Origin of the sequence: Lactobacillus xylocopicola (assembly GCF_033096005.1) — a bacterium.
Lineage (GTDB): Bacteria > Bacillota > Bacilli > Lactobacillales > Lactobacillaceae > Lactobacillus > Lactobacillus xylocopicola.
The window spans coordinates 735,066-759,557 of sequence record NZ_AP026803.1; the positions used below are offsets into that span (position 1 = coordinate 735,066).

The 24,492-nt window shown below is 42.3% G+C and carries 25 protein-coding genes, 1 pseudogene and 1 riboswitch; of the genes and pseudogenes, 21 read left to right on the plus strand and 5 right to left on the minus strand.

The window, feature by feature from the left end:
* Positions 1–3: 3 nt before the first annotated feature.
* The 3 genes from R8389_RS03760 to R8389_RS03770 all read left to right on the plus strand — a co-directional run bounded on the left by R8389_RS03760 (position 4) and on the right by R8389_RS03770 (position 2,143).
* Entirely contained in the window at positions 4–225 is a 222-nt protein-coding gene (locus R8389_RS03760) for a lipopolysaccharide assembly protein LapA domain-containing protein (protein WP_317638148.1), read from the plus strand.
* Positions 226–337: 112 nt separating this feature from the next.
* On the plus strand, positions 338–529 hold the full coding sequence (rpmF, locus tag R8389_RS03765) for a 50S ribosomal protein L32 (protein ID WP_317638149.1): 192 nt from the start codon (positions 338–340) through the stop codon (positions 527–529).
* A 63-nt stretch (positions 530–592) separates the two neighbouring features.
* Positions 593–2,143 (plus strand): bifunctional metallophosphatase/5'-nucleotidase, encoded by a 1,551-nt coding sequence (locus tag R8389_RS03770; RefSeq protein WP_317638150.1) that lies wholly within the window; start codon positions 593–595, stop codon positions 2,141–2,143.
* A 49-nt stretch (positions 2,144–2,192) separates the two neighbouring features.
* Here R8389_RS03770 and R8389_RS03775 read toward each other — a convergent pair whose 3' ends face one another.
* Positions 2,193–2,399 carry a YjzD family protein gene (locus R8389_RS03775; RefSeq protein ID WP_317638151.1) on the minus strand — a complete coding sequence of 69 codons (207 nt, stop codon included), beginning with the start codon at positions 2,397–2,399 and terminating at the stop codon, positions 2,193–2,195.
* Positions 2,400–2,504: 105 nt separating this feature from the next.
* On the opposite strand from R8389_RS03775, the gene R8389_RS03780 reads away from it, so the two are divergent.
* From R8389_RS03780 to pyk, 3 genes are all read left to right on the plus strand, one after another.
* Positions 2,505–5,633 (plus strand): DNA polymerase III subunit alpha, encoded by a 3,129-nt coding sequence (locus R8389_RS03780; protein ID WP_317638152.1) that lies wholly within the window; start codon positions 2,505–2,507, stop codon positions 5,631–5,633.
* 164 nt (positions 5,634–5,797) lie between these two features.
* A complete protein-coding gene (pfkA, locus tag R8389_RS03785; RefSeq protein ID WP_317638153.1) occupies positions 5,798–6,757 on the plus strand; it encodes a 6-phosphofructokinase in 960 nt (319 codons plus the stop codon).
* Between the two features lie 28 nt (positions 6,758–6,785).
* Positions 6,786–8,555 carry a pyruvate kinase gene (pyk, locus tag R8389_RS03790; protein WP_317638154.1) on the plus strand — a complete coding sequence of 590 codons (1,770 nt, stop codon included), beginning with the start codon at positions 6,786–6,788 and terminating at the stop codon, positions 8,553–8,555.
* 170 nt (positions 8,556–8,725) lie between these two features.
* On the opposite strand, the gene R8389_RS03795 is transcribed toward pyk, so the two are convergent.
* Together R8389_RS03795 and R8389_RS03800 are read right to left on the minus strand one after the other, a co-directional pair.
* On the minus strand, positions 8,726–8,959 hold the full coding sequence (locus tag R8389_RS03795) for a hypothetical protein (RefSeq protein ID WP_317638155.1): 234 nt from the start codon (positions 8,957–8,959) through the stop codon (positions 8,726–8,728).
* Between the two features lie 71 nt (positions 8,960–9,030).
* A pseudogene (locus R8389_RS03800) lies at positions 9,031–9,169 on the minus strand (ParA family protein); the annotation flags it as partial.
* A gap of 646 nt (positions 9,170–9,815) precedes the next feature.
* On the opposite strand from R8389_RS03800, the gene R8389_RS07905 reads away from it, so the two are divergent.
* The 14 genes from R8389_RS07905 to R8389_RS03865 all read left to right on the plus strand — a co-directional run bounded on the left by R8389_RS07905 (position 9,816) and on the right by R8389_RS03865 (position 21,559).
* On the plus strand, positions 9,816–10,040 hold the full coding sequence (locus tag R8389_RS07905; protein ID WP_486606316.1) for a DUF6568 family protein: 225 nt from the start codon (positions 9,816–9,818) through the stop codon (positions 10,038–10,040).
* Between the two features lie 642 nt (positions 10,041–10,682).
* Positions 10,683–11,570 (plus strand): CvfB family protein, encoded by an 888-nt coding sequence (locus R8389_RS03805; protein ID WP_317638156.1) that lies wholly within the window; start codon positions 10,683–10,685, stop codon positions 11,568–11,570.
* The gene (gene xerD, locus R8389_RS03810; RefSeq protein ID WP_425604663.1) at positions 11,563–12,462 is read left to right on the plus strand and encodes a site-specific tyrosine recombinase XerD; all 900 of its coding nucleotides are present in this window, start codon (positions 11,563–11,565) and stop codon (positions 12,460–12,462) included. Before R8389_RS03805 ends, xerD begins: the two co-directional genes overlap by 8 nt.
* 8 nt (positions 12,463–12,470) lie before the next feature.
* Positions 12,471–12,833, plus strand: a complete 363-nt coding sequence (locus tag R8389_RS03815; RefSeq protein WP_317638157.1) for a reductase — start codon at positions 12,471–12,473, stop codon at positions 12,831–12,833.
* Positions 12,826–13,563, plus strand: a complete 738-nt coding sequence (locus R8389_RS03820) for a segregation and condensation protein A (RefSeq protein ID WP_425604664.1) — start codon at positions 12,826–12,828, stop codon at positions 13,561–13,563. Before R8389_RS03815 ends, R8389_RS03820 begins: the two co-directional genes overlap by 8 nt.
* Positions 13,553–14,161 carry an SMC-Scp complex subunit ScpB gene (gene scpB, locus R8389_RS03825; RefSeq protein ID WP_317638247.1) on the plus strand — a complete coding sequence of 203 codons (609 nt, stop codon included), beginning with the start codon at positions 13,553–13,555 and terminating at the stop codon, positions 14,159–14,161. The genes R8389_RS03820 and scpB overlap by 11 nt, the downstream gene beginning before the upstream one ends.
* Entirely contained in the window at positions 14,161–14,880 is a 720-nt protein-coding gene (locus R8389_RS03830; RefSeq protein ID WP_317638158.1) for a pseudouridine synthase, read from the plus strand. The genes scpB and R8389_RS03830 overlap by 1 nt, the downstream gene beginning before the upstream one ends.
* 28 nt (positions 14,881–14,908) lie before the next feature.
* Positions 14,909–15,025: riboswitch (FMN riboswitch) on the plus strand.
* Between the two features lie 85 nt (positions 15,026–15,110).
* Positions 15,111–15,794, plus strand: a complete 684-nt coding sequence (locus tag R8389_RS03835) for an ECF transporter S component (RefSeq protein WP_317638159.1) — start codon at positions 15,111–15,113, stop codon at positions 15,792–15,794.
* A gap of 95 nt (positions 15,795–15,889) precedes the next feature.
* Positions 15,890–16,366 carry a LysM peptidoglycan-binding domain-containing protein gene (locus R8389_RS03840; RefSeq protein ID WP_317638160.1) on the plus strand — a complete coding sequence of 159 codons (477 nt, stop codon included), beginning with the start codon at positions 15,890–15,892 and terminating at the stop codon, positions 16,364–16,366.
* A gap of 43 nt (positions 16,367–16,409) precedes the next feature.
* Complete coding sequence (gene cmk, locus R8389_RS03845) at positions 16,410–17,096, plus strand: (d)CMP kinase (protein ID WP_317638248.1); 687 nt, start codon at positions 16,410–16,412, stop codon at positions 17,094–17,096.
* A gap of 60 nt (positions 17,097–17,156) precedes the next feature.
* Positions 17,157–18,362 carry a 30S ribosomal protein S1 gene (rpsA, locus tag R8389_RS03850; RefSeq protein WP_317638161.1) on the plus strand — a complete coding sequence of 402 codons (1,206 nt, stop codon included), beginning with the start codon at positions 17,157–17,159 and terminating at the stop codon, positions 18,360–18,362.
* Between the two features lie 60 nt (positions 18,363–18,422).
* Complete coding sequence (gene der / locus R8389_RS03855) at positions 18,423–19,733, plus strand: ribosome biogenesis GTPase Der (RefSeq protein ID WP_317638162.1); 1,311 nt, start codon at positions 18,423–18,425, stop codon at positions 19,731–19,733.
* A 186-nt stretch (positions 19,734–19,919) separates the two neighbouring features.
* A complete protein-coding gene (locus tag R8389_RS03860) occupies positions 19,920–20,195 on the plus strand; it encodes an HU family DNA-binding protein (RefSeq protein ID WP_317638163.1) in 276 nt (91 codons plus the stop codon).
* A gap of 113 nt (positions 20,196–20,308) precedes the next feature.
* A complete protein-coding gene (locus R8389_RS03865; protein WP_317638165.1) occupies positions 20,309–21,559 on the plus strand; it encodes a tetratricopeptide repeat protein in 1,251 nt (416 codons plus the stop codon).
* Positions 21,560–21,629: 70 nt separating this feature from the next.
* On the opposite strand, the gene R8389_RS03870 is transcribed toward R8389_RS03865, so the two are convergent.
* The gene (locus R8389_RS03870) at positions 21,630–22,484 is read right to left on the minus strand and encodes a YitT family protein (RefSeq protein ID WP_317638166.1); all 855 of its coding nucleotides are present in this window, start codon (positions 22,482–22,484) and stop codon (positions 21,630–21,632) included.
* A gap of 71 nt (positions 22,485–22,555) precedes the next feature.
* Between R8389_RS03870 and R8389_RS03875 the strand changes: the two genes are divergently transcribed.
* Positions 22,556–23,752 (plus strand): CCA tRNA nucleotidyltransferase, encoded by a 1,197-nt coding sequence (locus R8389_RS03875; protein WP_317638167.1) that lies wholly within the window; start codon positions 22,556–22,558, stop codon positions 23,750–23,752.
* Here R8389_RS03875 and trhA read toward each other — a convergent pair.
* Positions 23,749–24,414: a PAQR family membrane homeostasis protein TrhA gene (gene trhA, locus R8389_RS03880; RefSeq protein ID WP_317638168.1), complete on the minus strand. Its 666-nt coding sequence runs from the start codon at positions 24,412–24,414 to the stop codon at positions 23,749–23,751. The two genes, R8389_RS03875 and trhA, sit on opposite strands and share 4 nt — an antisense overlap.
* Positions 24,415–24,492 lie beyond the last annotated feature (78 nt).

The window sequence follows — 24,492 nt, forward strand, 5'->3', positions numbered from 1 at the left end:
GTGATGAAGAAAGAAACGCAACAAATAAAATTAGTGTTGGCCTTAGTCCTCAGTTTATTGGCAGTTATCTTTGTTGTTCTTAATACGGATACTGTTGCCATCAACTTTGGTCTCTTCAAGTTTAAGTTACCCTTGATTATTATTCTCGTGCTGATGGTAATTATTGGTGTTTTGATTGGTTGGTTTTGGGGGTCAAATGGACACAATCAGGACAAGAATAACTAATATAGCTTGATTTATTCGCAGACGAATAGTATCATTAACAAACGTGAAGTGTTTTAGGCACTTTTTAATAGTGACCTGAAAACGTAATTCTACAATAAAGGAGATCAAGTAAATGGCAGTTCCTAAGAGACATACTTCCAAGCAAAAGAAACGTTCACGTCGTGGTCATATCAAATTGACTGTGCCAGCAATGCACTATGATGCAACTACTGGTGAATATCGTTTGAGCCACCGTGTTTCACCTAAAGGTTATTACAAGGGTCGTCAAGTTGTTAGCGAAGCTAGTAACAATGACAACAACTAATTAAAAGACACCAAAATTGGTGTCTTTTTTTGTTTCAGAGGATCGACATAGTGAGAATAAGAAATGACAAAAATAGTATTTTTAAGTAGCAGTGATATTCATGGCTATATTATGCCAACGGATTATCAAAAAAAGGCTGAGTATCATGCAGCCTTGGGCTTAAGTAGGGTTAGCAGCGCGATTAAGGCCGAACGGGCTAAATTTGGCGCTGAGAATGTTGTAGTAACTGATGCTGGGGATTGTTTGCAGGGATCACCGCTGGCTTCCTACGTCTATTCAACTGAAGATTTGGAGGTTTTAGACCAGTATACCGATCTTTATAATCTGGTTGGCTATGATGCACGCTGCCTTGGTAACCATGATTTTGATTATGGTCTCAATTTTTTAAAGCATTACCTTAACCGCAACCAAGCTCCTTTTTTAAATGATAATATCTTAGATGCCCAATCCAAGCTCCCGGCCCTGGGGCAGAGTTATCAGATACTGGTCAAAAACGGTATTCGGATTGGCTTGCTGGGGGTAACCACTGAGAAAGTCCCTGATTGGGAACCAGCGGCCAATGTTGCGGGGCTAAAATTCACCAGCGCTTATGCACAAGTGAAGCACTATGCGAAAATTTTGCGCAAGCAAGTGGATGTCTTGGCGGTTATTTACCATGGCGGCTTTGAGGCAGATCCGTTAAGCGGAACTAAAACTGAGCCGGCTAACGGTGAGAATGAGGGTTACCGGATTTTGACCGAGTTGCCTGAGGTTGATGTGCTTTTGACCGGTCACCAGCACCGCAAGCTGGCCTTAGTGACAAAGAACACAGCAATTGTCCAGCCGGGGTACCGCGGTGAAGCAGTTGGTGAAGTGATTTTGGAAATTGATGATAAGAGTAAAGAAATCCGCTCAAAGACAGCTCGTCTGCTTGATGTGCACGCTTATCTACCAGACCAAGCCTTGCTTGACCATTGTTCTGAACTTGAGCAAGCTACCCAGTCCTGGCTTGATCAGCCCTTGGCCCACTTACCTGAGCCGGCTCCCTTGGGGGATGCCAATCATGCTCGACTGGTAGGAGCCCCATTTATCAACCTCTTACAAGAAATGCAGCTATTTTTTACCCAAGCAGATGTCTCAGCAACTGCGGTCATGAGCGATACTGCTCCGGGTTTTGATCGGGAAGTGACGATGCGGGACATCTTACTTAATTACCCTTATGCTAACCAACTCTGTCTAGTCCGGCTGACTGGTCGTCAACTGCGGGAAATCATTGAATATAGCCTGGCTTTTTTAGAAAAAAATGACCAGGGCGAAGTCACTTTTGCCCCTCAGTGGCGCAACTTGCTTTTTAACTTCGATGTGTTTTATCCGGTGAACTACCAGGCTGATATTAGTCGACCACCTGGTCACCGCCTTACTCAGTTAGACTTAGAGGGGAAGCCGCTCGCAGATGAAAAAAACTATCATTTGGCGGTTAATAGCTACCGTGCCCATGGCGGTGGCTTTTATCCTGGATATAGTGCGGACAAGATTGAAAAAACGGTGGACAAGGATTATGTTCAGATGTTTCAGGAGTTTTTGACGCAGACCAAGGTGGAGGTTGATAGACGTCAGAATTATCGGTTTAACTAAAAAACCATTAGCCAGAAGGCTAATGGTTTTTAATTTGACGTACTTTAAGCTATTTGAGTTTAGAATACTTACTGTTGTCCTTAACAGAACGCGCAGTGATGGTTGGAACAATTGCTGCAAACAATACCCCAAAGATCACACCGACAATGGCGGCTTCGCCTAGGTTAAAAACATGCTGGGTTAATGGTGCAGCGATAAAGCCCACGATTAACATGTAAACAACACTCCAAAAGACAGTCACAATATAACGACTCATAGCACTTCCTTCTTTCATAGATGAATTTTAGCAAAGTTTATGCACGTTTTCAAACTAAAAGAGTTGTTTTTGTTATACTAAATTTAGTGGAAAGGTGGCCTAAAAATGAAAATTGCTGCGCTACAAAATATTAGTTCGTTTACCTTACTAGAAAGTCCAATTAGAATTAAAGACTTGTTATTGACTGCCAAAAAGCAGGGTTATGAAGCTGTGGGGCTGACTGATGTAAATGTCACCTATGGCTTAGTTAACTTTTATGAATTGGCCCAAGAGGTTGGTATAAAGCCACTCTTAGGGATGCAGGTTCGGTTAAATGGACTGATTGACAGTGCGCATCGATATGATCTGATTATGCTGGCCAAAACGGATGAGGGTTATCGTAATCTGCTCCGCTTATCTAGTCGCATTAACTTGTTGACCGAAAATGGCACCAATCAGAAGTTACTGACCATTGAGCAGTTAAGCAAGTACCTAGAATATTTGACAGTAATCACGCCGGCAAACACACACAGTGAATTAGTCAGTTTGCAGGAGCAAAATGGCAGTCAAGGAAATGACTTCGTCCGCCAGCTGGTTAAGTTAATTCCGCAGTCATCTGCACTCTATCTTGGTGTCTACGGGTCCAGTCAGCCAGCCAGTTACCTTACTTATGTTCAGGAATTGGCCAAACAGTTTAACCTCCCGCTAGTAAGTGTGGAAGATACCTGCTATTTAAAGCCACAGGAGCAATTTTTGCAGAAGACGCTGCGCGCTGTTAAAAGTGGTACAGTCATGGAAAATGTTGCTGAATTAGCCAAGCAGAAGGGGTCGCACTATTTGCCTGGGGCGCTAGAAGTGAGCAGTCGATACCATGATTTAGGCTTAGCTGAAGCAGTTGAAAATACCTGGAAAATTGCCCAGGAATGTAATGCGCAGGTCAATTTTCAAAACCCGGTTTTACCTAAGTACAAGCAAACTAAATATGCAACTTCTAAGGAGTATCTCACTTTTTTGGCCCAGCGCGGTCTAGCAGAACGGTTCAGTCCGGGCAATGTTCCAGCGCAGTACCAGCAGCGGCTCGACTACGAGTTAGACGTTATTGATCAAATGGGCTTTAATGATTACTTCTTAATTGTTTGGGATGTCATTAATTATTGCCACCGTGTTCAGATTGCAACTGGACCAGGAAGGGGATCAGCATGTGGATCATTGGTTTCTTATGCTTTGCAGATTACAGAGGTTGATCCACTGGAATATAACCTTTTGTTTGAACGGTTTTTGAATCCAGCGAGACACGAAATGCCTGATATTGATCTGGATATACCTGACAACCAACGTGATGAAGTGATTAAGTATATGTTTACCAAGTATGGCTTGGACCATGCAGCCCAAATTCTCACTTTTGGAACGCTTGCCGCCAAGCAGGTTTTGCGTGACACCGGGCGGGTTTTTGGTTTGACCGAGGTGGAGCTGAGTAAGTGGTCCAAGAGTGTGCCTTTTGCCAAAGGCAAAATTACGCTTGACGAAGCTTATGAGCGTTCCCGCACCATGAAGCTGTTGGTTGGTTCAGATGACAAGAGTGAGTTGCTGTTTCAGACCGCCAAGAGCTTAGAGGGCCTGCCGCGACATTACTCGATTCATGCGGCAGGTCTGGTGCTTAGTGACAACTCGATTGCTGCTATTTCGGGTCTCCAAACAGGACAATTGGGCATTCCTGTCACCCAGCAAACTAAAAAATATGTTGAAGCGTTGGGGCTACTTAAGATTGACTTCTTGGGTCTGCGTAACTTGACCATCTTGGGCGACACGGAAGAATTGATCCGCAGTCAGGATAAAAAAATTGCGGTTAATCAAATTCCGCTTAATGATCCTGAAACGATGAAATTGTTTCAAAAAGGTGAGACTGATTTAGTCTTTCAGTTTGAATCAGGTGGAATCAGGGGGGTTTTGCGTGATTTGCAACCAGATGATTTTGAAGACCTGGTTGCGGTCAATGCTTTATATCGTCCTGGTCCGATGCAAAATATTCAATCGTTCATTGCCCGCAAACATGGCAAAGAAAAAGTCACATATCCCGATCCGAGCCTAAAAGAGATTTTGGCGCCAACCTATGGAATATTGGTATATCAGGAGCAGGTCATGAAGACCGCCCAAATTTTAGCTGGATTTTCTCTTGGGGAAGCCGATATTTTACGGCGGGCCATGTCGAAGAAAGACCAGCAGGTCATTGCTCAAGAGCGGGCTAAGTTCATTTCTGGGGCAGTTGAAAAGGGTCGGCCACGTGAAGTAGCCGAGCGGGTTTATAACTATATTGAACAGTTTGCCAATTATGGGTTTAACCGGTCTCATGCTGTGGCCTATACCAAAATCGCCTTTTGGTTAGCTTATTTACAGGTACATTATCCAGCTGAATTTTATGCGGCAATGCTAAATTCCAATACTGGTAACCGCCTTAAGATTAATGATTATATCATGCGGGCCCAGGGAACGGGGGTCAAGATTTTACCACCAGACATTAACCGTAGTAGTCTCGACTATCAGGTGGGTAATGGACATATTCTGGTTAGCTTGCGAGCAATTAAGGGGGTAAGGCTCGACTTTCTAGATCAGATTGTCAAGGTGCGTAAGCAAAAGGCCTTTAGTTCCTTTAGTGACTTTTTGCGGCGGGTTGATCCCAAGTTCATTCAACCCAAGGTGATCCAAGCGATGATTAAGGCGGGCTGTTTTGACCGAATTGCCAATAACCGCAACGAGTTGCTGGAAAATAGTCAGGAAATTATTGAGAATGTTGAACTAACTGGACAAAATCTTACCCTTTCAAAAAGTCTGGGCGGTGTGCCGATCAAGCCGGCAAAGCAGCCTAGCAAGCAAGCGAAAGCAACAATGGAAGAGGAGGCGCTAGGTTTTTCAACAATGACCTCCCCGCTGGTAGCGGTCCAAAAGTATGCCGAGCAGTTTAATGCTCGGCCGCTTAAGCAGTTTGAAGTTACCGATAGCGGTGTGGCAGTTGGTAAGCTCATGACCCTTAAACTAGTCAAAACCAAAAAGGGTGCAACTATGGCTTTTGGCAGCTTTGTGGACGCGACTGGCAGGGAAGACATCACGATTTTTCCTAATGTTTACGAAAAAAATCAAGAAAATTTACAGGCGGGCAACATCTATTTACTAGGAATTAAGGTGCAAAGTGATCGTTTTAATTCCAGTAAGAAACAATTTATTTTGACCAATTTAAAGCTGGTTAAGTTTAAGGATTAGGCAGTTTTTGCGCAACGGTGAACAAATCACAGCTGTTAGCGCTAACATCGAAAAAGACCGGTAAATCGGCAAAATATCTGGTTTTTCAAGAGATTTTTTGCAGAAAAAATGGTAGAATTTAAGGGATGTGAGAAATTACACAATAAATCTTGATGAGGTGAATCATGAAACGAATTGGTATTTTAACGAGCGGCGGTGATGCCCCGGGTATGAATGCAGCCGTTCGGGCGGTCACTAAGACCGCTATTCATAACGGACTCGGCGTCGTTGGTATTCGTTATGGTTATGCGGGCTTAGTTGCAGGCGACTTTGTCACCTTAACTGCAGAGAACGTTGACCATCTGATAAGTTCGGGCGGTACTTTTCTTTACAGTGCGCGTTACCCTGAATTTGCACAAAAAGAGGTGCAAGAAAAAGGGGTTGAGCAGTTAAAAAAGCATGACATTGATACCGTAATTGTGATTGGTGGCGATGGTTCCTACCACGGTGCCTTGGCTTTAACCCGTTTGGGTATCAACTCAATTGGCTTGCCAGGTACCATTGATAACGACATTCCTTGCACAGATTATACAATTGGCCTTGATACTGCATGTACTACTGCGATGCAGGCAATTGACAAGATTCGGGATACGGCAAGTAGCCACCACCGGGTCTTCATCGTTAACGTCATGGGACGCAACTGCGGCGATATTGCTATGCGGGTTGGTCTTGCCAGCGGTGCAGATGCTATTGTGGTGCCGGAACGGTCTTACGATGTTAAAGAAATTGCCAAGACGCTGCAAAGCGGCTTTGCAGATGGTAAAGACCATGGTATTATCGTATTGGCAGAGGGTGTCATGGACGCTGCTGATTTCAAGACAGAACTGCTACAGTACGGTGACTTTGATGCGCGCGCAAGTGTTATCGGCCATATGCAACGCGGCGGTTCGCCAACTGTGACTGACCGGATTAATGCCACCAAAATGGGCAATTATGCGGTTAAGCTACTCCTTGCTGGCAAGGGTGGTCTAGCTGTCGGTATGAAAGGTGGTCAGCTTGAAACCCATGATATCCTTGACTTGTTTGAGGAAACTCATGATAGCGAAGAAGCGTTAATCGATATAAATGAGGAAATGACTAAGTAATAGTCGAATTTGAGGAGATTTTTACATAATGAAAAAAACTAAAATTGTTAGTACGTTAGGGCCAGCTTCAAATGATGTTAAAACCATTACTGCTTTAGCTAAGGCTGGTGCGAACGTTTTCCGCTTTAACTTTTCACATGGTGACCATGCAGAACACTTGTCAAGAATGAAGATGGTTCGTCAAGTTGAACAGGAAACTGGTTTAGTGCTGGGTATCTGCTTGGACACCAAGGGCGCAGAAATTAGAACCACTGACCAAGAAGGCGGCAAGTTTACTATCAATACTGGTGATGAAATTCGTGTTTCAATGGACGATACTAAGCCGGGTAACAAAGAGATGATCCATGTTACTTACGCTGGTCTGTTTGATGATACTCATGTTGGCGGCCACGTTTTAATTGATGATGGCTTAGTTGATTTACTGATTAAGTCAAAAGATGAAGCAAAGCGCGAGTTGGTTTGTGAAGCTCAAAACACTGGTGTTGTTGGTTCCAAGAAGGGGATTAACGCTCCGGGAGTTGAAATTCGCTTACCTGGAATTACCGACAAGGATGCTGCTGACATTAAATTTGGTCTTGAGCAAGGAATTAACTTCATCGCTGCTTCATTTGCGCGTAAGGCCCAAGATATTCTCGACATCCGTAAGCTTTGTGAAGACGCTAATTGTGATTATGTAAAGATTTACCCTAAGATTGAATCCCAAGAAGGAATTGACAACGCCGACGAAATTTTGCAAGTTTCTGACGGTTTAATGGTTGCCCGCGGTGACATGGGCGTGGAGATTCCATTTATTGATGTTCCGTTTGTTCAGAAGGACTTAATCAAGAAGGCCAATGCACTTGGCAAGCCAGTTATCACTGCAACTCAGATGCTGGACTCCATGCAGGAAAACCCACGTCCAACGCGTGCGGAAGTTTCTGACGTGGCTAACGCCGTTCTGGATGGTACAGATGCCACCATGCTTTCTGGTGAGTCTGCCAATGGTCTTTACCCAGTTAAAGCTGTTAAAGCTATGGCAGAAATTGACCAAAGAACTGAGCAAGATTTGCTTAAACGCAACACGCTGGCCCTGCAACGCTTCGAAGAGTACAAAGGTTCAAACGTAACTGAAGCAATTGGTGAATCAGTTGTGCGGACTGCACAAGAATTAGGTGTGAAGACGATTATCACCGCTACTAATTCAGGCTATACCGCCAGAATGATTTCGAAGTACCGTCCTAATGCTGATATCTTAGCCTTGACCTTTGATGAAAAGATTCAACATTCACTTGGTATCACTTGGGGTGTTCAACCTCTGCTAACGGAAAAGCCAGCTTCAACTGACGATATGTTTGAAATGGCTGCCAAAGTTGCCAAGGAACAAGGCTATGTGAAAGATGGCGACTTGGTTATTATTGTTGCTGGTGTACCAGTAGGTGACTCAGGTACAACTAACCTGATGAAGCTGCAAATTATTGGTAGCAAGTTAGCTCAAGGCTTGGGCGTTGGTAACGGCTCGGTTGTCGGTAAGACAGTTGTAGTTAACAGCGCTGAAGAAGCAATTAGTAAGGCTAAGGAAGGCGATGTGTTAGTTGCTAAGACGACTGATCCTGATTACATGCCAGCTATCAAGAAGGCTTCTGGTTTAGTTGTTGAAGCATCAGGTTTGACCTCCCATGCCGCTGTTGTTGGCCTATCTTTAGGTATTCCAGTTGTAGTCGGCGTAACCGATGCTACTGAAAAGATTGCTGGTGGGTCGACAGTCACAGTTGATGCCCGTCGCGGTGCTATTTATCAAGGTGAGGTTACCAACCTCTAATCATTACTGGAACCCCAAAATTAAAACATTTTAATAAATTATAGCTGAGGACTAACTCCCGATATTCAAGCGAGGGTTAGTCCTTTAGTTTGGTCTTGATTCTTTTGGTACTGTAGTAAGTAATATATCTTCTGATTGCTTCTTTCTAGTGCGGTTAAATTCTTGAAACTTTATTCAAAGCTGTAGAACATTTCCCTTTTTAAGATGCCAAAGAAACCTTCCATCAGTCTGTCATTTAAGGAATTGCCCTTGCGTGAGATGAACTGGTCGGTGCCGTAGTCTTTAAGCCAGACTTGGAATTTAGAGTCTGTACTGCCAACCCTGTTCCGTGTGAAAGACCCAATCTGATAGTTTTGCCAAAAATTAAAGATACTAATTTTGTCTTGCTTAGCTAATTTAGTCATTATAAAAACCCCGAAGTTGTCTTAACTCCGGGGTTCACATCAGTCTCTGCGCGTCTTCTTCATTAAAAGCCTTTGCTACGAGTTAGTTCAAATAACGTTGTTAAATTGTATTGATGATCTAGGTCAATTAATAAATACTTTATAGCTTTGGCGGGCTAGCCAATCGCGATAGTTGTAAGTCAATGTTGTCTTACCAACGCCACCTCTAATCGCCTTTCTTTATCTTATATCTATTAATACGCCAATATAATTAAATAAACAAGTAAATTATTTAATTATTTATTTTAAAAGAGTAGCAGTAAATCAGCTTAGTACAGCGTTATTGTTCTTGCATAAAATTAAAATAATAATAAATAAAACGATTTACTTTTAAAAGAAAACATTTTATAATTTAATCAAAATTATAAAATGTTTTTCAAGGAGGCAGTATCGTGAATTTATCAAATTATAAAAAGGAGTGTTTTTACTTTTAGGAATCCTAATATTATCATCCATTCTTCAACCCGCATTAGTTTTTGCAAGAGCAGAGGATATGTCAAATAGTGTTTCAATTGCTGAACAAGCAAAAAAGGCTTTTATTGAGAGTAAGGAATATAAAAAATTTAAAAAATTTAAAAAGTACTAAACCATTTTATGATGAAAATGGTCAACAAAATGCTGAAGCATTAGTCTTCTCTGAAAAACATCTATTATGAATGATTTTAAGAAAAATAATTCAGTTAATAAAATTTGGAAACCAATTAGCAGAAGGAAATTTGACCAATTAAAAGTTAAAGAGAAAAGTTTTATAGTTTAGGTTGGAAGACCTACGTGTCCAGACTGTAAGTCATTTGAACATAATTTACAGAAACATGATTTGTCTTCGTTTAAAAATAATATTTATTATCTAAATATAGAAAAATATCCTTTCTCAAAGAGTGGATGGAAACTTTTTCAAAGAGATAATAATATTAAAGGCGTCCCAGCCTTTATATCATATAAACGTGGTAAATACTTTTCTTCGTCTTCTTGGACGACCAGCAAGGGTTATAGTCCTGAAACTGCAATTTATTGGTTAAAAAAGCAGGAAAGCAACAAATGAAAAACAAAGTAATACGGGCTATTTTGATTTTTGTAGGTCCAATATATATGTTTTTTGATAGGAACGATTTAAATTTAGATTTACATAGTAGCAATTATTGCCTTTTTTCTATCAATAATATCAACTGCATGGTTTGTTATAAAGGAAGATACTGTGATTAAGCAAATAGCTACTGATTTGTTGTATTGCTTAATTTTACAAGGTCCGGCTATTGGTTTTGAAACCACGTATTTGCTGAATGTGGATAAACACCCAAAATATCCATTATTAATACTCTTTATTATTTTATTAAATCTGTTTTTTGTAATTCTATTTGATTGTTTAATACGACATGCTGATTTTCGGAATATGAGAAATAAGTAGAATTATTTTTTATAATATATTGTGTTTCGGGGGAAAACAACACTTTTGATTAATAAATCATAGAAGGCAAATCTCAACTTTAGAGGTTTGCCTTCTATTAGTTTGTAATCATCTATGGACCGCTTTATCAACACGAATGTAATTTAGCATTTTTTGCAATTCAGGTCGTTTGGTGGTTGCAGTCTGTTATGTACCAATGTAATCAATTGACCTGTATCAATTTATTCGGGTAAAATGTTATACTTGATGATGAAACGATTTGTAATAGGAGAATGGAATATGCTGGGCCAGATTTTAACGGGGAAAATAATTGATCAAAATCAGGATGCCTTTTATGTTCAAGTAGATGGCATTACTTATGAGTTAAAGCGTAAGGAGATTACGCAGGAAGAAGAATTGCACTTGGGTGACCAAGTAGAGGGCTTCTTGTATGATGACAAGCAGCATAACCGTGAGATGACCCAGTTTTTGCCTTTTGCGCAGGCGGATCAGTATGGCTGGAGTAAGGTGACCGAAGTCAAGTCTGACCTCGGAGTCTTTGTTGATATTGGTTTGCCTGATAAGGATGTTGTTGTCTCGGTTGATGACCTGCCCTTCGATAAGAGTCACTGGCCACGCAAGGACGACCAACTCTTGGTTCACCTTGAAACTGACCAAAAGGACCGGATATGGGCAAAATTAGCTGATGAAAATATTTTTGAGCAATTGTCAGCCCACTTCCCAAATGATCTAAAAAATCAGGATGTGTTTGCCACTGTCTATTCCAGCCGTGAGGTGGGGGCTTTTGTCATTACTGGTGACTACTATCTAGGTTTTGTTCATAGTTCGCAAATGGTTGCTCCACTACGGGTCGGCGAGCAATTCAAGGGTCGCGTAATTGGCGTCAGTCAGTATGGCCGGTTGAATCTGAGCAGCCTGCCCCGAGCTTTTGAAGAAATTGACGATGATGCGCAGATGATTTTGATGAGTTTGCGGCGGAAAAGCAACAAGTCGCTACCTTTTTATGACAAGTCTGATGCAGCGGAAATCAAATCTTACTTTGGCATTTCTAAATCGGCCTTTAAGCGCGCTTTGGGACACTTACTCAAAGCAAGGTATATTACCGAGGATAAGGAAGGTGGGACTATCTCATTAGTTAATGATCCTGAAGCTGGTAAAAATGAATGATTTGGTCGAAACCGTTGAAGATTATTTGCGTTATAGTCAACTTGAGCGTGGCTTGAGCAATAATACGATCGCGGCTTATCGGCAAGACTTAAATACGTTTTTGGCTTTTTTGAAAAGAGAGCGGTTGACGACTTGGCCAACTAAAGCGGTTGATATCGATGCTTTTCTGGCCGGCCTGAGTGATCAAAATAAGGCTACTAGTTCAATTAGTCGCATGATTTCAAGCTTGCGGAAGTTTTACCAGTGGCTGGTTAGGCAGAACATGCAGAAGCTAAATCCCATGCTCGAAATTGATTCACCCAAGAAGGATCATCGCTTACCGGTGGCTTTGAGCGAGGAAGAAGTAACTAGGCTGCTAGATCAACCGGAGATTTCGCAGAAGCTGGGGCTACGTGATCGAGCGCTGCTTGAAACCCTTTATGCAACTGGTATTCGGGTGAGCGAACTAATTAACCTTGAGTTTAACGATCTGCATGAGGACTTACGCCTAGTCAAGGTTTTCGGTAAAGGTTCAAAGGAGCGCTTAATCCCGATTAGTGATGTGGCGCTTTCTTGGATTAAACAGTACCAAGTTCTAGTTCGTGACCCTTTACTACTGAAAGTGGGTCAAAACAATGATCATATTTTTCTTAATAACCGGGGTGGGTCCTTAACTAGGCAAGCGGTCTGGCAGATTATCAAACGTTATTGCGTCCAGGCTGGCATTAACAAAAACGTGACGCCCCATACTTTGCGCCATACCTTTGCAACCCACTTGCTTGAAAATGGGGCAGATCTGCGGGTGGTTCAAGAAATTTTGGGACACTCCGATATTAGTACTACGCAAATTTATACTAACTTGTCGCAAAAGCATATTTTAGAAGTATATGCTAAGACACATCCGCGAACTTAGGTGATGAAATGCTGATTGAATGTAAAAATGATCAGGAGAAAGTAGCGATGGGTTTGCTATCTTACCTTCCTGATTTCAAAAACCTAGATAACTTAAAGGATGAAATTCAGCTTAATAAAAATAGCCCTGAATTTCGCCTTTATCTCTATCGGGCTGAAAATCCGAACTTTATTGGAGTAATCGGGACACAGAATGATGAACACTTTGTGGTTATTCGCTACCTATCACTTGCACCCGACTACCGGCAGCCCAAGTATGAGGCTAAAGCAGTGTGTGAATTGGCGGGCAGCAATCCCCAGAAAAAGGTTACCGCTGTGCCTGAATATGTTTACTTGACTAAATATTTACCTAAAACCAAGAATCATGACTAGTAACTTAACTTTAGAATTACCAAATTTCGAGGGTCCACTTGACCTGCTCTTGCACCTAATCAAGTCGCAAAAAATCGATATCTATGACATTCCCATTGCGCAGATCACCAGTCAGTATTTGGCCTACTTGCACGAGATGCAGCGGCTTAATTTGACCATCGCAGGTGAATATTTTGTTATGTCGTCAATGCTGCTTCGCATTAAGTCGCAGTCCCTCTTGCCTCAAAATGATTTTGTCGATGAGGATGAACCCGAGGTCGACCCCCGGGAAGAATTGGTGCAGCAACTGATTCAATATTCAGTTTTTAAAAAGGTGTCGACCTACTTAAAAAAGCGTAATGACGAGGTTCCAATCACTGCTGCTAAAGAGGAAAGTGTGCCACTAACCAAGCAGGTAAATCCGCTTCCACCTGGTCAAATTACTTCAGCTGAACTTGCTCGCACTCTGGTAGTGGTACTGCAAAGACTAAAAATTCGGCAACCTGATGCGGTATCAGTCGGGATTAGCGAGGCCTCAATTACCGAGATGATTGAGTTTTTGCATGAACAACTGGCCCGGCAGCAAAAAGTCAGCTTTTTTGCTTGTACTAGCCAGATAAAAAGCCTGTCCGATATAATAGGATTGTTTTTAGCATTGCTTGAACTTTGCAAAAAACAGGAGATTAGAGTTGAACAGTCACGTACTTTTGGTGATCTGGAATTAGAAAGAATTGATAGTGATGGTAAGTAAAATGGCGCAACTAGAGGCACTCTTGTACGTGGCAGGGGACTCTGGAATTGCCAGTGCGGATTTAGGTGAATTGCTGCAAGTTGAGCATGCAGCCTTGCGGGAATTAGCTAAGCAGTTGACGGCTAAATTAGCGCAAAATCAGGACTCCGGCTTGCAGCTACAGCACATTAACCACAGTTATAAGTTGACAACTCGTCCGGAAGTGGGTGAAGTGGTGGGTAGTTTTTTCCAAAAAGATATGACTAAGACTTTAAGTCAGTCAGCTTTGGAAATTCTGGCCATCATTGCCTATAAGCAGCCAATCACGCGTGTTGAAATTGATGCCATTCGCGGGGTCAATTCAGCCGGTGCACTGCAGACGCTGGTCTGGCGTGGTCTAGTTAAGGCCGAAGGCAAAAAGGATGCCCCTGGTCATCCTAATTTATATGTAACCAGTGACTACTTTTTACAGTATTTTGGTTATCAAAGTCTAGCAGATTTGCCGTTAATTGAGGATTTTGAAGAGGGTAATATCAGTGCTGAGGGTGAGCTTGACCTATTTGCTGCCAAGGGCCAGGCTGATAAAAATTTGGCAGGAGCGCAAAAGGGAGAACAGTAATGGTTTTACAAAGGTTGCAAAAAGTAATTGCTGAAGCTGGTGTGGCTTCGCGGCGGAAGGCAGAAAAGTTAATTGTAGAAGGGCGTGTCATGGTTGATGGCAAGCCTGTTACCGAGTTAGGAAGCAAGGTTGAAACTGTCAGCAACATTACCGTTGACGGCGAACCAATTGAGCGAGAAAGTCACCATACCTATATCTTTTACAAGCCGCGGGGGGTGGTATCAACTGCTAGTGATGACAAGGGCCGGAAAACGGTAGTTGACTACTTTGAGGATTTACCTTACCGCTTGTATCCAATTGGCCGCCTCGACTACGATACCTCAGGCCTCTTACTAATGACTAATGATGGTGAACTGGCGAACTTGTTAATGCATCCGCGCAATAAGGTGGCCAAGGTATATGTGGCGAAGATCAGTGGACAATTAACACCAGAAGAAATAAATCGCTTGACGCGTGGGATTGAGCTTGATCACCGCAAAACTGCACCTGCGAAGGTCAAAGTTTTGCGCACCGACCACAAGAAAAAAAGTCAGATCGTGCAGTTGACGATTCATGAAGGGCACTATCACCAGGTGAAAAAGATGTTTAAGGCAGTAAAGCACCCGGTTGAAAAATTAGCCCGTGAAAAGTATTCTTTTTTAACCCTTGATTCGCTTGTTTCTGGCAAGTACCGGGAACTATCTCATGCTGAGGTTGACAGATTAAAACATGTGGACTAGTATGGGTTTATAATTAAATATTTAAGTTTGTTGTCTTCATGGCAGGGTGCAAATCCCGACCGGTGGTGTAAGTCCACGACCCACGCAAGTGGTGGAATCTATTTTGAGATACCGATAGTTAGAGTCTAGATGAAAGAAGACAGGCTAAACTAAAATAAGCTTATTAAAGCTTACTTTGTAATAGGTCTGTTGCTGGAAGCAACAGACCTATTAACTTTAGGAGGTAAGTTTTGAAGAAAAAAAATGCCAGTAATTTGGCTAATATTATTGCTTATGCGTTGATTGGAACGATTTCTTTTATCCTGATGGAAATTGCTTTTCCGCTGCCCGTGGCTAGTTTTTTAAAGTTTGACTTTTCAGATGTATTAGTCACCATTGGGACATTTTTATTTGGGGCTGGACCTGGCATCTTTATTGCGCTCATTAGGATGCTGATTCACCTAATTTACAAGGGTTTTGCTTTGCCGAGTATTGTGGGTCAATTAGCTGCACTTCTGGCATCCTTATCCTTTGCGCTACCGTTTTATTATAGTACCAAGGGGATCGATGCTGACGAAAAGAGTGCAGTTAAACGTCACTTAAGACCAATTTTGGGTGTTTTACTAGGAATCATTGCCATGACAGCAGTTCTTGCAACTTTCAACGCTTTTATTTTGACACCAATCTATGCGGTGACAACGGTAGCCAATCTACCAGCGATCAACGGTTATGCTGGCTTACTCTCCTTTACCGAAAAGGTGTATTTGGGGCAACTCCTTCATATCCCTTCAATGAGTGCCTACATATTCGGTATCATTGTGCCATTCAACCTGCTCAAGGGGGCAATTAACGGGATAGTTGTTTACCTGCTCTTTGAGACTGTCTTACGCAATCTTAAGCCCTTTGTTCGTAAGTATTTCAAGTTAAAAAACTAAGCTTAAGAATCGGTCAGTAATTTGACCGATTTTTTTATCCAATTTAAAAGGTAAATATGCTAAAATTAAGCAAGTCGAGTGAAGGAGGTTTTTAGATGAAGCAGAAACGAACAGGTCCTTATAAACATTACCAGCGTCCCGTTGAGCCTAGAACAGTGATTCATCGAACGGTGTCGAGGACTTGGTTTATCCTGCTGACCCTGATTACAGTTGTCCTGGTCGCGTTAGTGTTTGTGGTACACCAGTTAGCTTCAAGCGGACGGGTAAACAATCAGGCAGGTGAATTTCGCTCTAGTCGCCAAAGTAGCCAGCCTAAGAAGACGCAGCGCACGAAGACCCACAGCCAACCCAAGCATAAAGTACAGCCTGAGCCTGAGTCAAAGGCTAAAAAGCCCAATAAGGCAAAAGTTAAACAGGCCACGTCTGAACCTAAGGAATATTTGGTTAAAAGTGGTGATTCTTTAACTAGTATTGCAAGTAGATTCAACGTCACTGTTGACGACTTAGCCCAACTCAACCAGCTTGGTCCAGATAGACAGATTAGAGCCGGGCAAACACTTAAAGTAAGATAATTGATAGAAAGGGGAGGGACTTTGACGTCCCTTTTTGATTGGAATGCAGGTAGCAATTGATGGTCCAGCCTCAGCTGGAAAAAGCACAGTCGCAAAATTAATTGCGCAAAAATTAGGTTTTACTTATATTGATACTGGCGCAATGTACCGGGCCTGTACGTTTCTGGCGCGTAGCCACGGACTCGATTATGGAGATGAAGCGGGAATTTTAGCCCTAGTAGAACAGACGGGGATCGAGCTTAGAAATATTGCCGGTCAACAGCATGTCTTGGTTGGTACAAGGGATATTTCTCATGAAATTCGTAAACCCGAAATTTCTGCCAAGGTCTCACAAGTTGCCGCCCTTAGTGGTGTGCGTCAAAAGATGGTAAGTTTGCAACGGCAGATGGCCGGAAAAGTAGATGTAGTAATGGATGGTCGGGATATTGGCACAACGGTATTACCGGATGCGCAAGTAAAAATTTTTTTGGTGGCTTCGGCTCGTTCGCGTGCCCAGAGACGGATGTTGGACTTAGAGGAGCAGGGCATTAAGACGACTAAAACTGTAGCTGAAATTGAAGCGGATATTGCCGCTCGTGATTATAAGGATTCGCACCGGGCAATTTCACCCCTAAAAAAGGCAGTAGATGCGGTCGAAATTGACACAACTTCCATGACAATTGCCGAAGTAGTTAACAAAATTTTGCGGCAAATCAAAAAAAGTCAAAAAAAACTACAAAAAAGGGGATAAAACAGTAGAAAAATATCTAACTTTCATTTAAAATTAGGTTATGATATTGGGAGGTAAATAATGTCAGAAAACAGTAATCAATTTTTAGATGCACTAAAGCAAATGCAAGGAGTTGAGGTCGGCGATATTGTAGATGTTGAAGTCCTGGACGTTGAAGAAGGTCAAATCGATGTTGGTGTAACCAATGCTGGTATCGAAGGTGTTATTCCACGTCGCGAATTCACGTCAGATCGCAACCTTGACCTTCGTAGTGCAGTTAAGCCAGAAGACAAGTTTAAGGCTTTAGTCTTAAGAAAAGCTGGTGGCGATAAGGAGAATGGTGAGTTCTTCTTCTCCGTTACCCGTCTGAAGGAAAGAGAAGCTTACGACGAATTACAAAAGGACTTTGAAGCAGGCAATACTATCGAAGGTACTGTTACTTCATCAGTACGTGGTGGTTTGTTAGTTGATGTTGGTACAAGAGGATTCTTGCCAGCTTCACTTATTTCCAACCGTTACGTCTCAGATCTTAAGCCATACATTGGTCAAACCATGAAACTTAAGATTACCGAGATTGATCCAAGTAAGAATCGGTTAATTCTTTCTCATAAGGACTTAATTGAAGAAGAGCGTGAAGAAGCCTTTGATAAAGTAGCATCACAATTAGTTGTTGGTGATGTTGTCGAAGGTACAGTTTCTCGTTTAACTAACTTCGGTGCATTTGTTGATGTTGGTGGTGTGGACGGTTTGGTTCACATTTCCGAAATTTCATACAAGCATGTTGACAAGCCTAGCGATGTCTTAAAGACTGGTCAAGACGTTAAAGTTAAGGTAATCGGTATTGATGATGATAGACATCGCATCTCCCTTTCAATTAAGCAGACTGAACCTTCTCCATTCGAACAAGCAACAGCAGAATTGCACGAAGGCGACATCTTTGAAGGTGAAGTTAAGTCATTGACTAACTTTGGGGCCTTCGTTGAAGTTGCTGATGGTATTCAAGGCTTAGTCCACGTTTCAGAAATATCATACAAGCACGTAGATAAGCCTAGCGATGTTTTAGAAGTAGGTCAGACAGTTAAAGTCAAGGTTTTGAACATCGATCCAAATGAGCGTAGAATCTCCCTTTCAATGAAGGCTGCTGATTCTAAGGGTTCAGACCACGAAGGATCTCATTCAAACGGTTCATATAATCACAATGCAGCTAACAACAAGTATATGAATAATGATGATGGTGGCTTTGCATTGGGCGACATTATCGGTGACCAATTAAAAGATCGTCAATAGTTGTAATAAAAGAGCTGACTTGGTCAAGTCGGCTTTTTTTATTTTAAGGAGGCTGAAAATATGGTTTTACCCGTAGTTGCTATTGTAGGACAACCCAATGTAGGTAAATCAACGCTTTTCAACCGGATTATCAATGAGCGCCTGGCCATTGTTGAAGACAAACCGGGTGTTACTCGCGACCGTAATTATGCGCAGGCGGAGTGGTTGGGGCACAAGTTTGATCTAATTGATACAGGTGGGATTACCTGGGAAAATGGTCATATCGAGGAGGAAATCCGTGCTCAAGCAGAAATTGCAATCGAGGAAGCGGATGTAATCGTCATTTTAACAAGTGTAGCCAACCATTTAACTGATCTCGATGAACGGATTGCGCAGTTGCTCTATCGAACTAAAAAGCCGGTCATTTTGGCGGTCAATAAGGCCGACAACCCCGAGCAACGAGCAGAAATCTATGATTTCTATAGTTTAGGCTTAGGAGAACCAATTCCCATCTCCAGTGTTCATGGCACCGGCATTGGCGACTTACTTGACCGAATTGTCAGTGAATTACCAAGAGATTTAGCCAAACAAGACGAGGAACGAATTTCGTTCAGCGTCATTGGACGGCCCAATGTTGGCAAGTCATCAATCGTTAACCGACTGGTGGGTGAGCAGCGCGTAATTGTCAACAATGAAGAGGGCACGACCCGTGATGCCGTTGATACGCCCTTTGTTGATGACAGTGGGACTAAGTTTCAGATTGTTGATACGGCTGGTATCAGACGGCGGGGCAAAGTTTATGAAAAGACCGAAAAGTATGCTGTAATGCGGGCTATACGAGCCATTGAACGCTCAGATGTGGTTTGCTTGGTGCTTGATGCAAGTACCGGTATCCGGGAACAAGACAAGCACGTAGCCGGCTATGCCCATGAAGCGGGGCGCGGAATTATTATTGTAGTTAATAAGTGGGATCTGCCCCAGAAAACCAGTAGCAGTGGTAAAGAATTTGAGCAGACCATTCGTGAGGAATTGCAGTATCTAGATTATGCGCCAATTGTCTTTGTTTCAGCTAAGACCGGGCAGAGAATCGCCCAACTACCTGAATTGGTTAAGATGGTTCACCATAATCAGACTCAGCGAATTAAGTCGAGTGTGCTGAATGATTTGCTACTTGAAGCCAGTAAGCTGGTACCTACGCCGATGATCAAGGGTAAGCGGCTCCGGGTTTACTATATGACCCAAGTTTCAACTAAGCCACCTACTTTCGTAGTTTTTGTTAACGATGCTGAATTAATGCATTTTTCTTACCAACGTTTCCTGATTAATCAGTTGCGCGATAATTTTGATTTTACGGGAACCCCAATTAAGATCATTGCGCGCAAGAGAAAATAGTTTGTATCTTGCAAGTAGATAAAAAGCACATTTTTTGAAGAAAATGCTTGTTGTAGTAAGGGTTTTGTGCTATTTTGAAAACAAGGGAAATAATGGTTAGTCATGATCATTTATTCCTTGTTCCTCTTTTGAGGGATAAGTTACGAATCTCCACTTGGAGATTTAATCAGGGGAGGTGAATTCCAGATGGCAAATAAAGCAGAATTAGTTACTGAAGTTGCATCAAAAACTAACTTGACTAAAAAAGATGCGGCAACAGCTGTTGATGCAATTTTTAGTTCAATCCAAGAGAATCTTTCTAGTGGTAAAAAAGTTCAATTGATTGGTTTCGGTACTTTTGAAGTACGTCAACGTGCAGCCCGTAAAGGACGCAACCCGCAAACTGGTGATGAAATTGAAATCCCAGCTAGTGTTGTGCCAGCTTTTAGACCTGGTAAGGCGCTGAAAGAGGCTGTTAAATAGTTAACAGTTGAACTGAGAAGATGGTGGCATACTCGCCATCATCTTTTTTGTTTGGTATGATTTTTTTAAAAAAAGGCTTCACCTAAAGTTCAGGAAAGCAGCGGAGGTAAATTATGAGTTATTCAGAACAGTTGCTCGACTCAATCGAGCAACAGGATTTTTCGCAAGAAAATATTTTATTGCAGCAGGCATTGGACAATGACGAGCCAGAGATTTTGGCATCATTAGCGGAAAACCTTACTGGTCTTGGCTTTACCAATTTGGCCAAGGAGGTTTATCGCAGTCTAATTGCCCGGTTTCCTCAAGAAGACCTGTTTAAAATCTACCTGGCTGAAATTCTCTTAAATGACGGCAAGGAGGACGATGCCTTGTCCTTATTGTATGATATTCCTGAAGGCTCGGCGGCTTACCTTGACGCTCTCTTAGTGCAGGCGGACTATTATCAAACTAATGGCTTGCTTGAAACTGCCTATAGTAAGTTGCGGGAAGCGGTCAAAATTGCTCCGGATGAGGATGTAGTTAAGTTTGGGCTAGCTGAACTAGACTACCTTACTGGCCATTACGAGCGTGCCCTTGACCGCTACCAAGACTTATTGACGCGCCAAGAGATGTTTGGTGAGGTTAAGTTGAGTGACCGTCTTTTTCAGACGCTGGCCAAGCTGGGGCGTTATGAAGAAGCAAGTCAAATAATTGACCAAAATAGTGGCAACTTGCTAGATATTGACGTTAAGTATCAGGCTGCCCTAGTCATGTTAGCCGTTAAAAAGAGTGACCAGGCAATCAAGTACCTTAATGAGGTGATTGATCAGAGTCCCGATTACGCCAATGCTTATCGTCTGTTAGTGGCTGCTTATGAACAGCAAGGTGATCAAGCGCAAATACTGCGTTCGGCTCAGGCAGGACTTGCTTATAACGAGCTTGATCCCGTCTTATATGAAGAAGGCGCTCGTGCAGCAGTGCGGTTGGGGAATTTTGTTACCGCCGAAGACTTGCTTAAAAAAGGTTTAAAATTCATGCCAGATGATCATGAATTACGGCTACAATTGTCAAATTTATATGTGCGAGAAAAGAAAAACCAGGAGAATATTGCCCTATTTAGCAAACTGAGCGATGATGAGCTTGAACCGCCGGTGCATTGGAACTTGGCCTTATCATATCAAGCTTTAGGCCAACGTAAACAGGCTAAGAGCGAATTTTTACTGGCTTACCCGGAATTTCAGCAAAATGCTGATTTTCTAAAGCAAATAATTCGCTTCTTTATCAATGAGGCCAATTCTACTGATATTGTGCGGCAACTATTAGCGCAATATTTGAAATTAGCACCAACAGATACAGAAATGCAGGATCTAGCTAATAACCTCTAAAACAACAAGGTAAACAAAAAACCGCATAGCGGTTTTTTTATTTACGGATAAAAAAATGGTGGTGCTTTTGCTAATAAGTGAAACCTTCGCCCAAGACCTCATGCACAGCAATTACCGTGACGAAGGCTTGCGGATCTTCTGCGGTAATCAATTCTTTGACAAGAGGAACTTCTCGTGGAGCAACCACCAGGTAGATCATGGGGCGGTCAGTCTGGCGATATCCACCCTGAGCTTGGAGGTAGGTGAAGCCGCGGTCTAATTCCAGGTCAATCATCTTAGCGATTTGTTCATAACGATCTGAAATAATTAAAAGTCCTTTGGCTGAAGCAGCTCCTTCTTGGACCGCATCCATTACCCGAGAAAGAATAAAGGCGGCCACTAAGGTGTACATAATATGTTTGATGTCCAAATAACTGAGAGAGGACAGCAAGACTAATGTATCTAGAATTAGTAGAGCCTTGCCAGAAGGAAAGCCGTACTTCATTTGGATGATGCGGGCAATGATATCAGTTCCGCCTGAAGTGCCGTTATAACGAAAAACCAGGCCCAGTCCGATGCCAGAAAGGGTCCCAGCTAGACAGGCAGACAAGAAGAGGTCGTGTTCTAGATTTAATTGAGCTATAATAGGGAATGAGCGCCAGAACCATAAGAAAAATGACAGCCAGAGTGTACCCCAAATGGTGTAGGCTAAGAGTCGTTTACCCATAAAGCGGTAGCCTAGCACAATTAACGGGATATTTAACAATAGGGAAGACAGTCCCATATTGACCCCCCAGAAATGCTTTAGTAGCAGGGTGATTCCACTGATTCCACCATCAGTTAATTTGTTGGGAGCTGAAATTAGATCGAGGCTGAAGCCGTAAATAGCGCAGCCTAGCATAATCATCAAAAGCTCTAGCATGTTTCTCTTGGTGATTTTTTGCATAAGTGATTTTCTTTCTTTGGCAGGAGATAAACTTAAGTAAACGATAAAAATAAAAAATGAGTTGATAACTAATGATGAAAATAGATAAACTACCAGCGCTTTTTGTAACGGCAATTCCCGTTTTAAAGAAGTTAGAACAAGCCGGATTTGAGGCCTACTTTGTGGGTGGTTCAATCCGCGACTTGTTACTGCAGCGCGACATTCATGATATTGATATTGCTACAAGTGCCTATCCTGAAGAGGTCAAGCAACTCTTTAGCAAAACCATTGATACGGGCATCAAGCATGGGACAGTAACCGTGTTGTACGATCACGGTAGTTATGAGATTACCACCTTTAGAACGGAAACGGGCTACCAAGACTTTCGTCGTCCGGACCAGGTAACTTTTGTGCGTAACTTAAGTGAGGATCTCAAGCGGCGTGACTTTACCATTAATGCATTAGCGATGAATACGGAGGGCCTGATTGTCGATTTGTTTGATGGCCTTGGTGACCTTGAACGGCACTTAATTAAGGCGGTCGGCAACCCAATGCAGCGCTTTCATGAAGATGCACTTCGGATGATGCGGGCGGTTCGCTTGATGAGCCAGCTAAAGTTTACCCTTGAAGATAAAACGCAGGCAGCGATTAAGGATATGCACCAACTGCTACCGAAAATTTCGGTTGAACGGATTCGCGATGAATTTGTCAAAATGGGTCTGGGTGCCAATTCTAGGGCAGCCTTTCAAGTGTTTTTAGATACTCAACTAAGTGAAGGGGTCCCTAACTTTACTGGTAAGAGTGAGCTACTGTCCGTTTATCCCAGCTTAGAGTTTAATCCTGCTGAGGAGTCTAGTTTGTGGGCAGTAATTATTATTTTGCTCAAGCTGCAAAATAAGGAAATTGCACACTTCATGCATGATTGGAAAAATTCAAATGCCATGACCGCTAAAGTAGAAAAGATTGTTGCCTTATTTGATCTTATTTCGGAACGCTCGCCCTCAAATTATGACTTATTTGAGGCGGGTAAGGAAACACTGCTGAAAACCATTGATGTTGCCCACATTCTGGGGCAGCCAGTTAATGCAGAAGCGCTAGTTGACCGGTATCTGGCCTTGCCAATCAAGTCTTTAGCTGAATTAGCGGTAGACGGTCAATTTTTAATTGCGGCAGGCGTAGCTCCCGGACCGCAATTAGGTCAGTTGTTAACTACGTTGAAGCAAAAAATACTCGCGGGTGAGCTTGAAAACACGCAAGAAGCAATCAGTACTTATTTGGCGCAAGGTTAGACATAAAGGAGAATTGAAAAATACATTAAACCCGAGCCTAAAATAACGAAGAGGTGCCAAATAACGTGGATGTAAGGAATCCGTTTCATGGTATAAAAGAGTGCCCCGACCGTGTAGGCTACTCCGCCGCCTACCAGTAACCAAAAGCCGGTAGTGTTTAAGCGGGCGTATAAAGCCTTACCGACCAGCATTACTAACCAACCCATTCCCACGTAAAGGACAGTGTCTAGAATAACGTGTTTACCACGATTAAAGATATAGTAAAGAATACCAAAAAGTGCTAAGAGCCAGATTGAAGTTAGTAGTATCCAGCCCGATTTACCACCGAGTGTTACTAGGGAATAGGGCGTGTAAGTACCGGCAATCAACAGAAAAATTGAAGAGTGGTCGAAAATCTGAAAAACATTGCGTGCTTTAGTAAAAATCAGGCTATGAAAAAGCGTCGAAAACAGGTATAACAGTAGTAAACAGGTACCATAGATAGTAAAAGTAGTAATGCGTAAGGCACTGTGGGTTGATACGGCCTTGATAATCAGTAAAATCAGGCCAATGAGCGCTAAAAGGGAACCGATGCCGTGGACCACGGCGCTAAAAATATTGTCTAAAAGGTAGTAATTTTTTGGTCGTTTTTGGGGCTCAAGCCAAATTTTTTTCAAATTCATGGTGAAAGAATTCAATCCCTTTCTTTTTTTACTAGTTTTTTTGCTATAATAATTTATAATTGATTCAGTTCACATTCT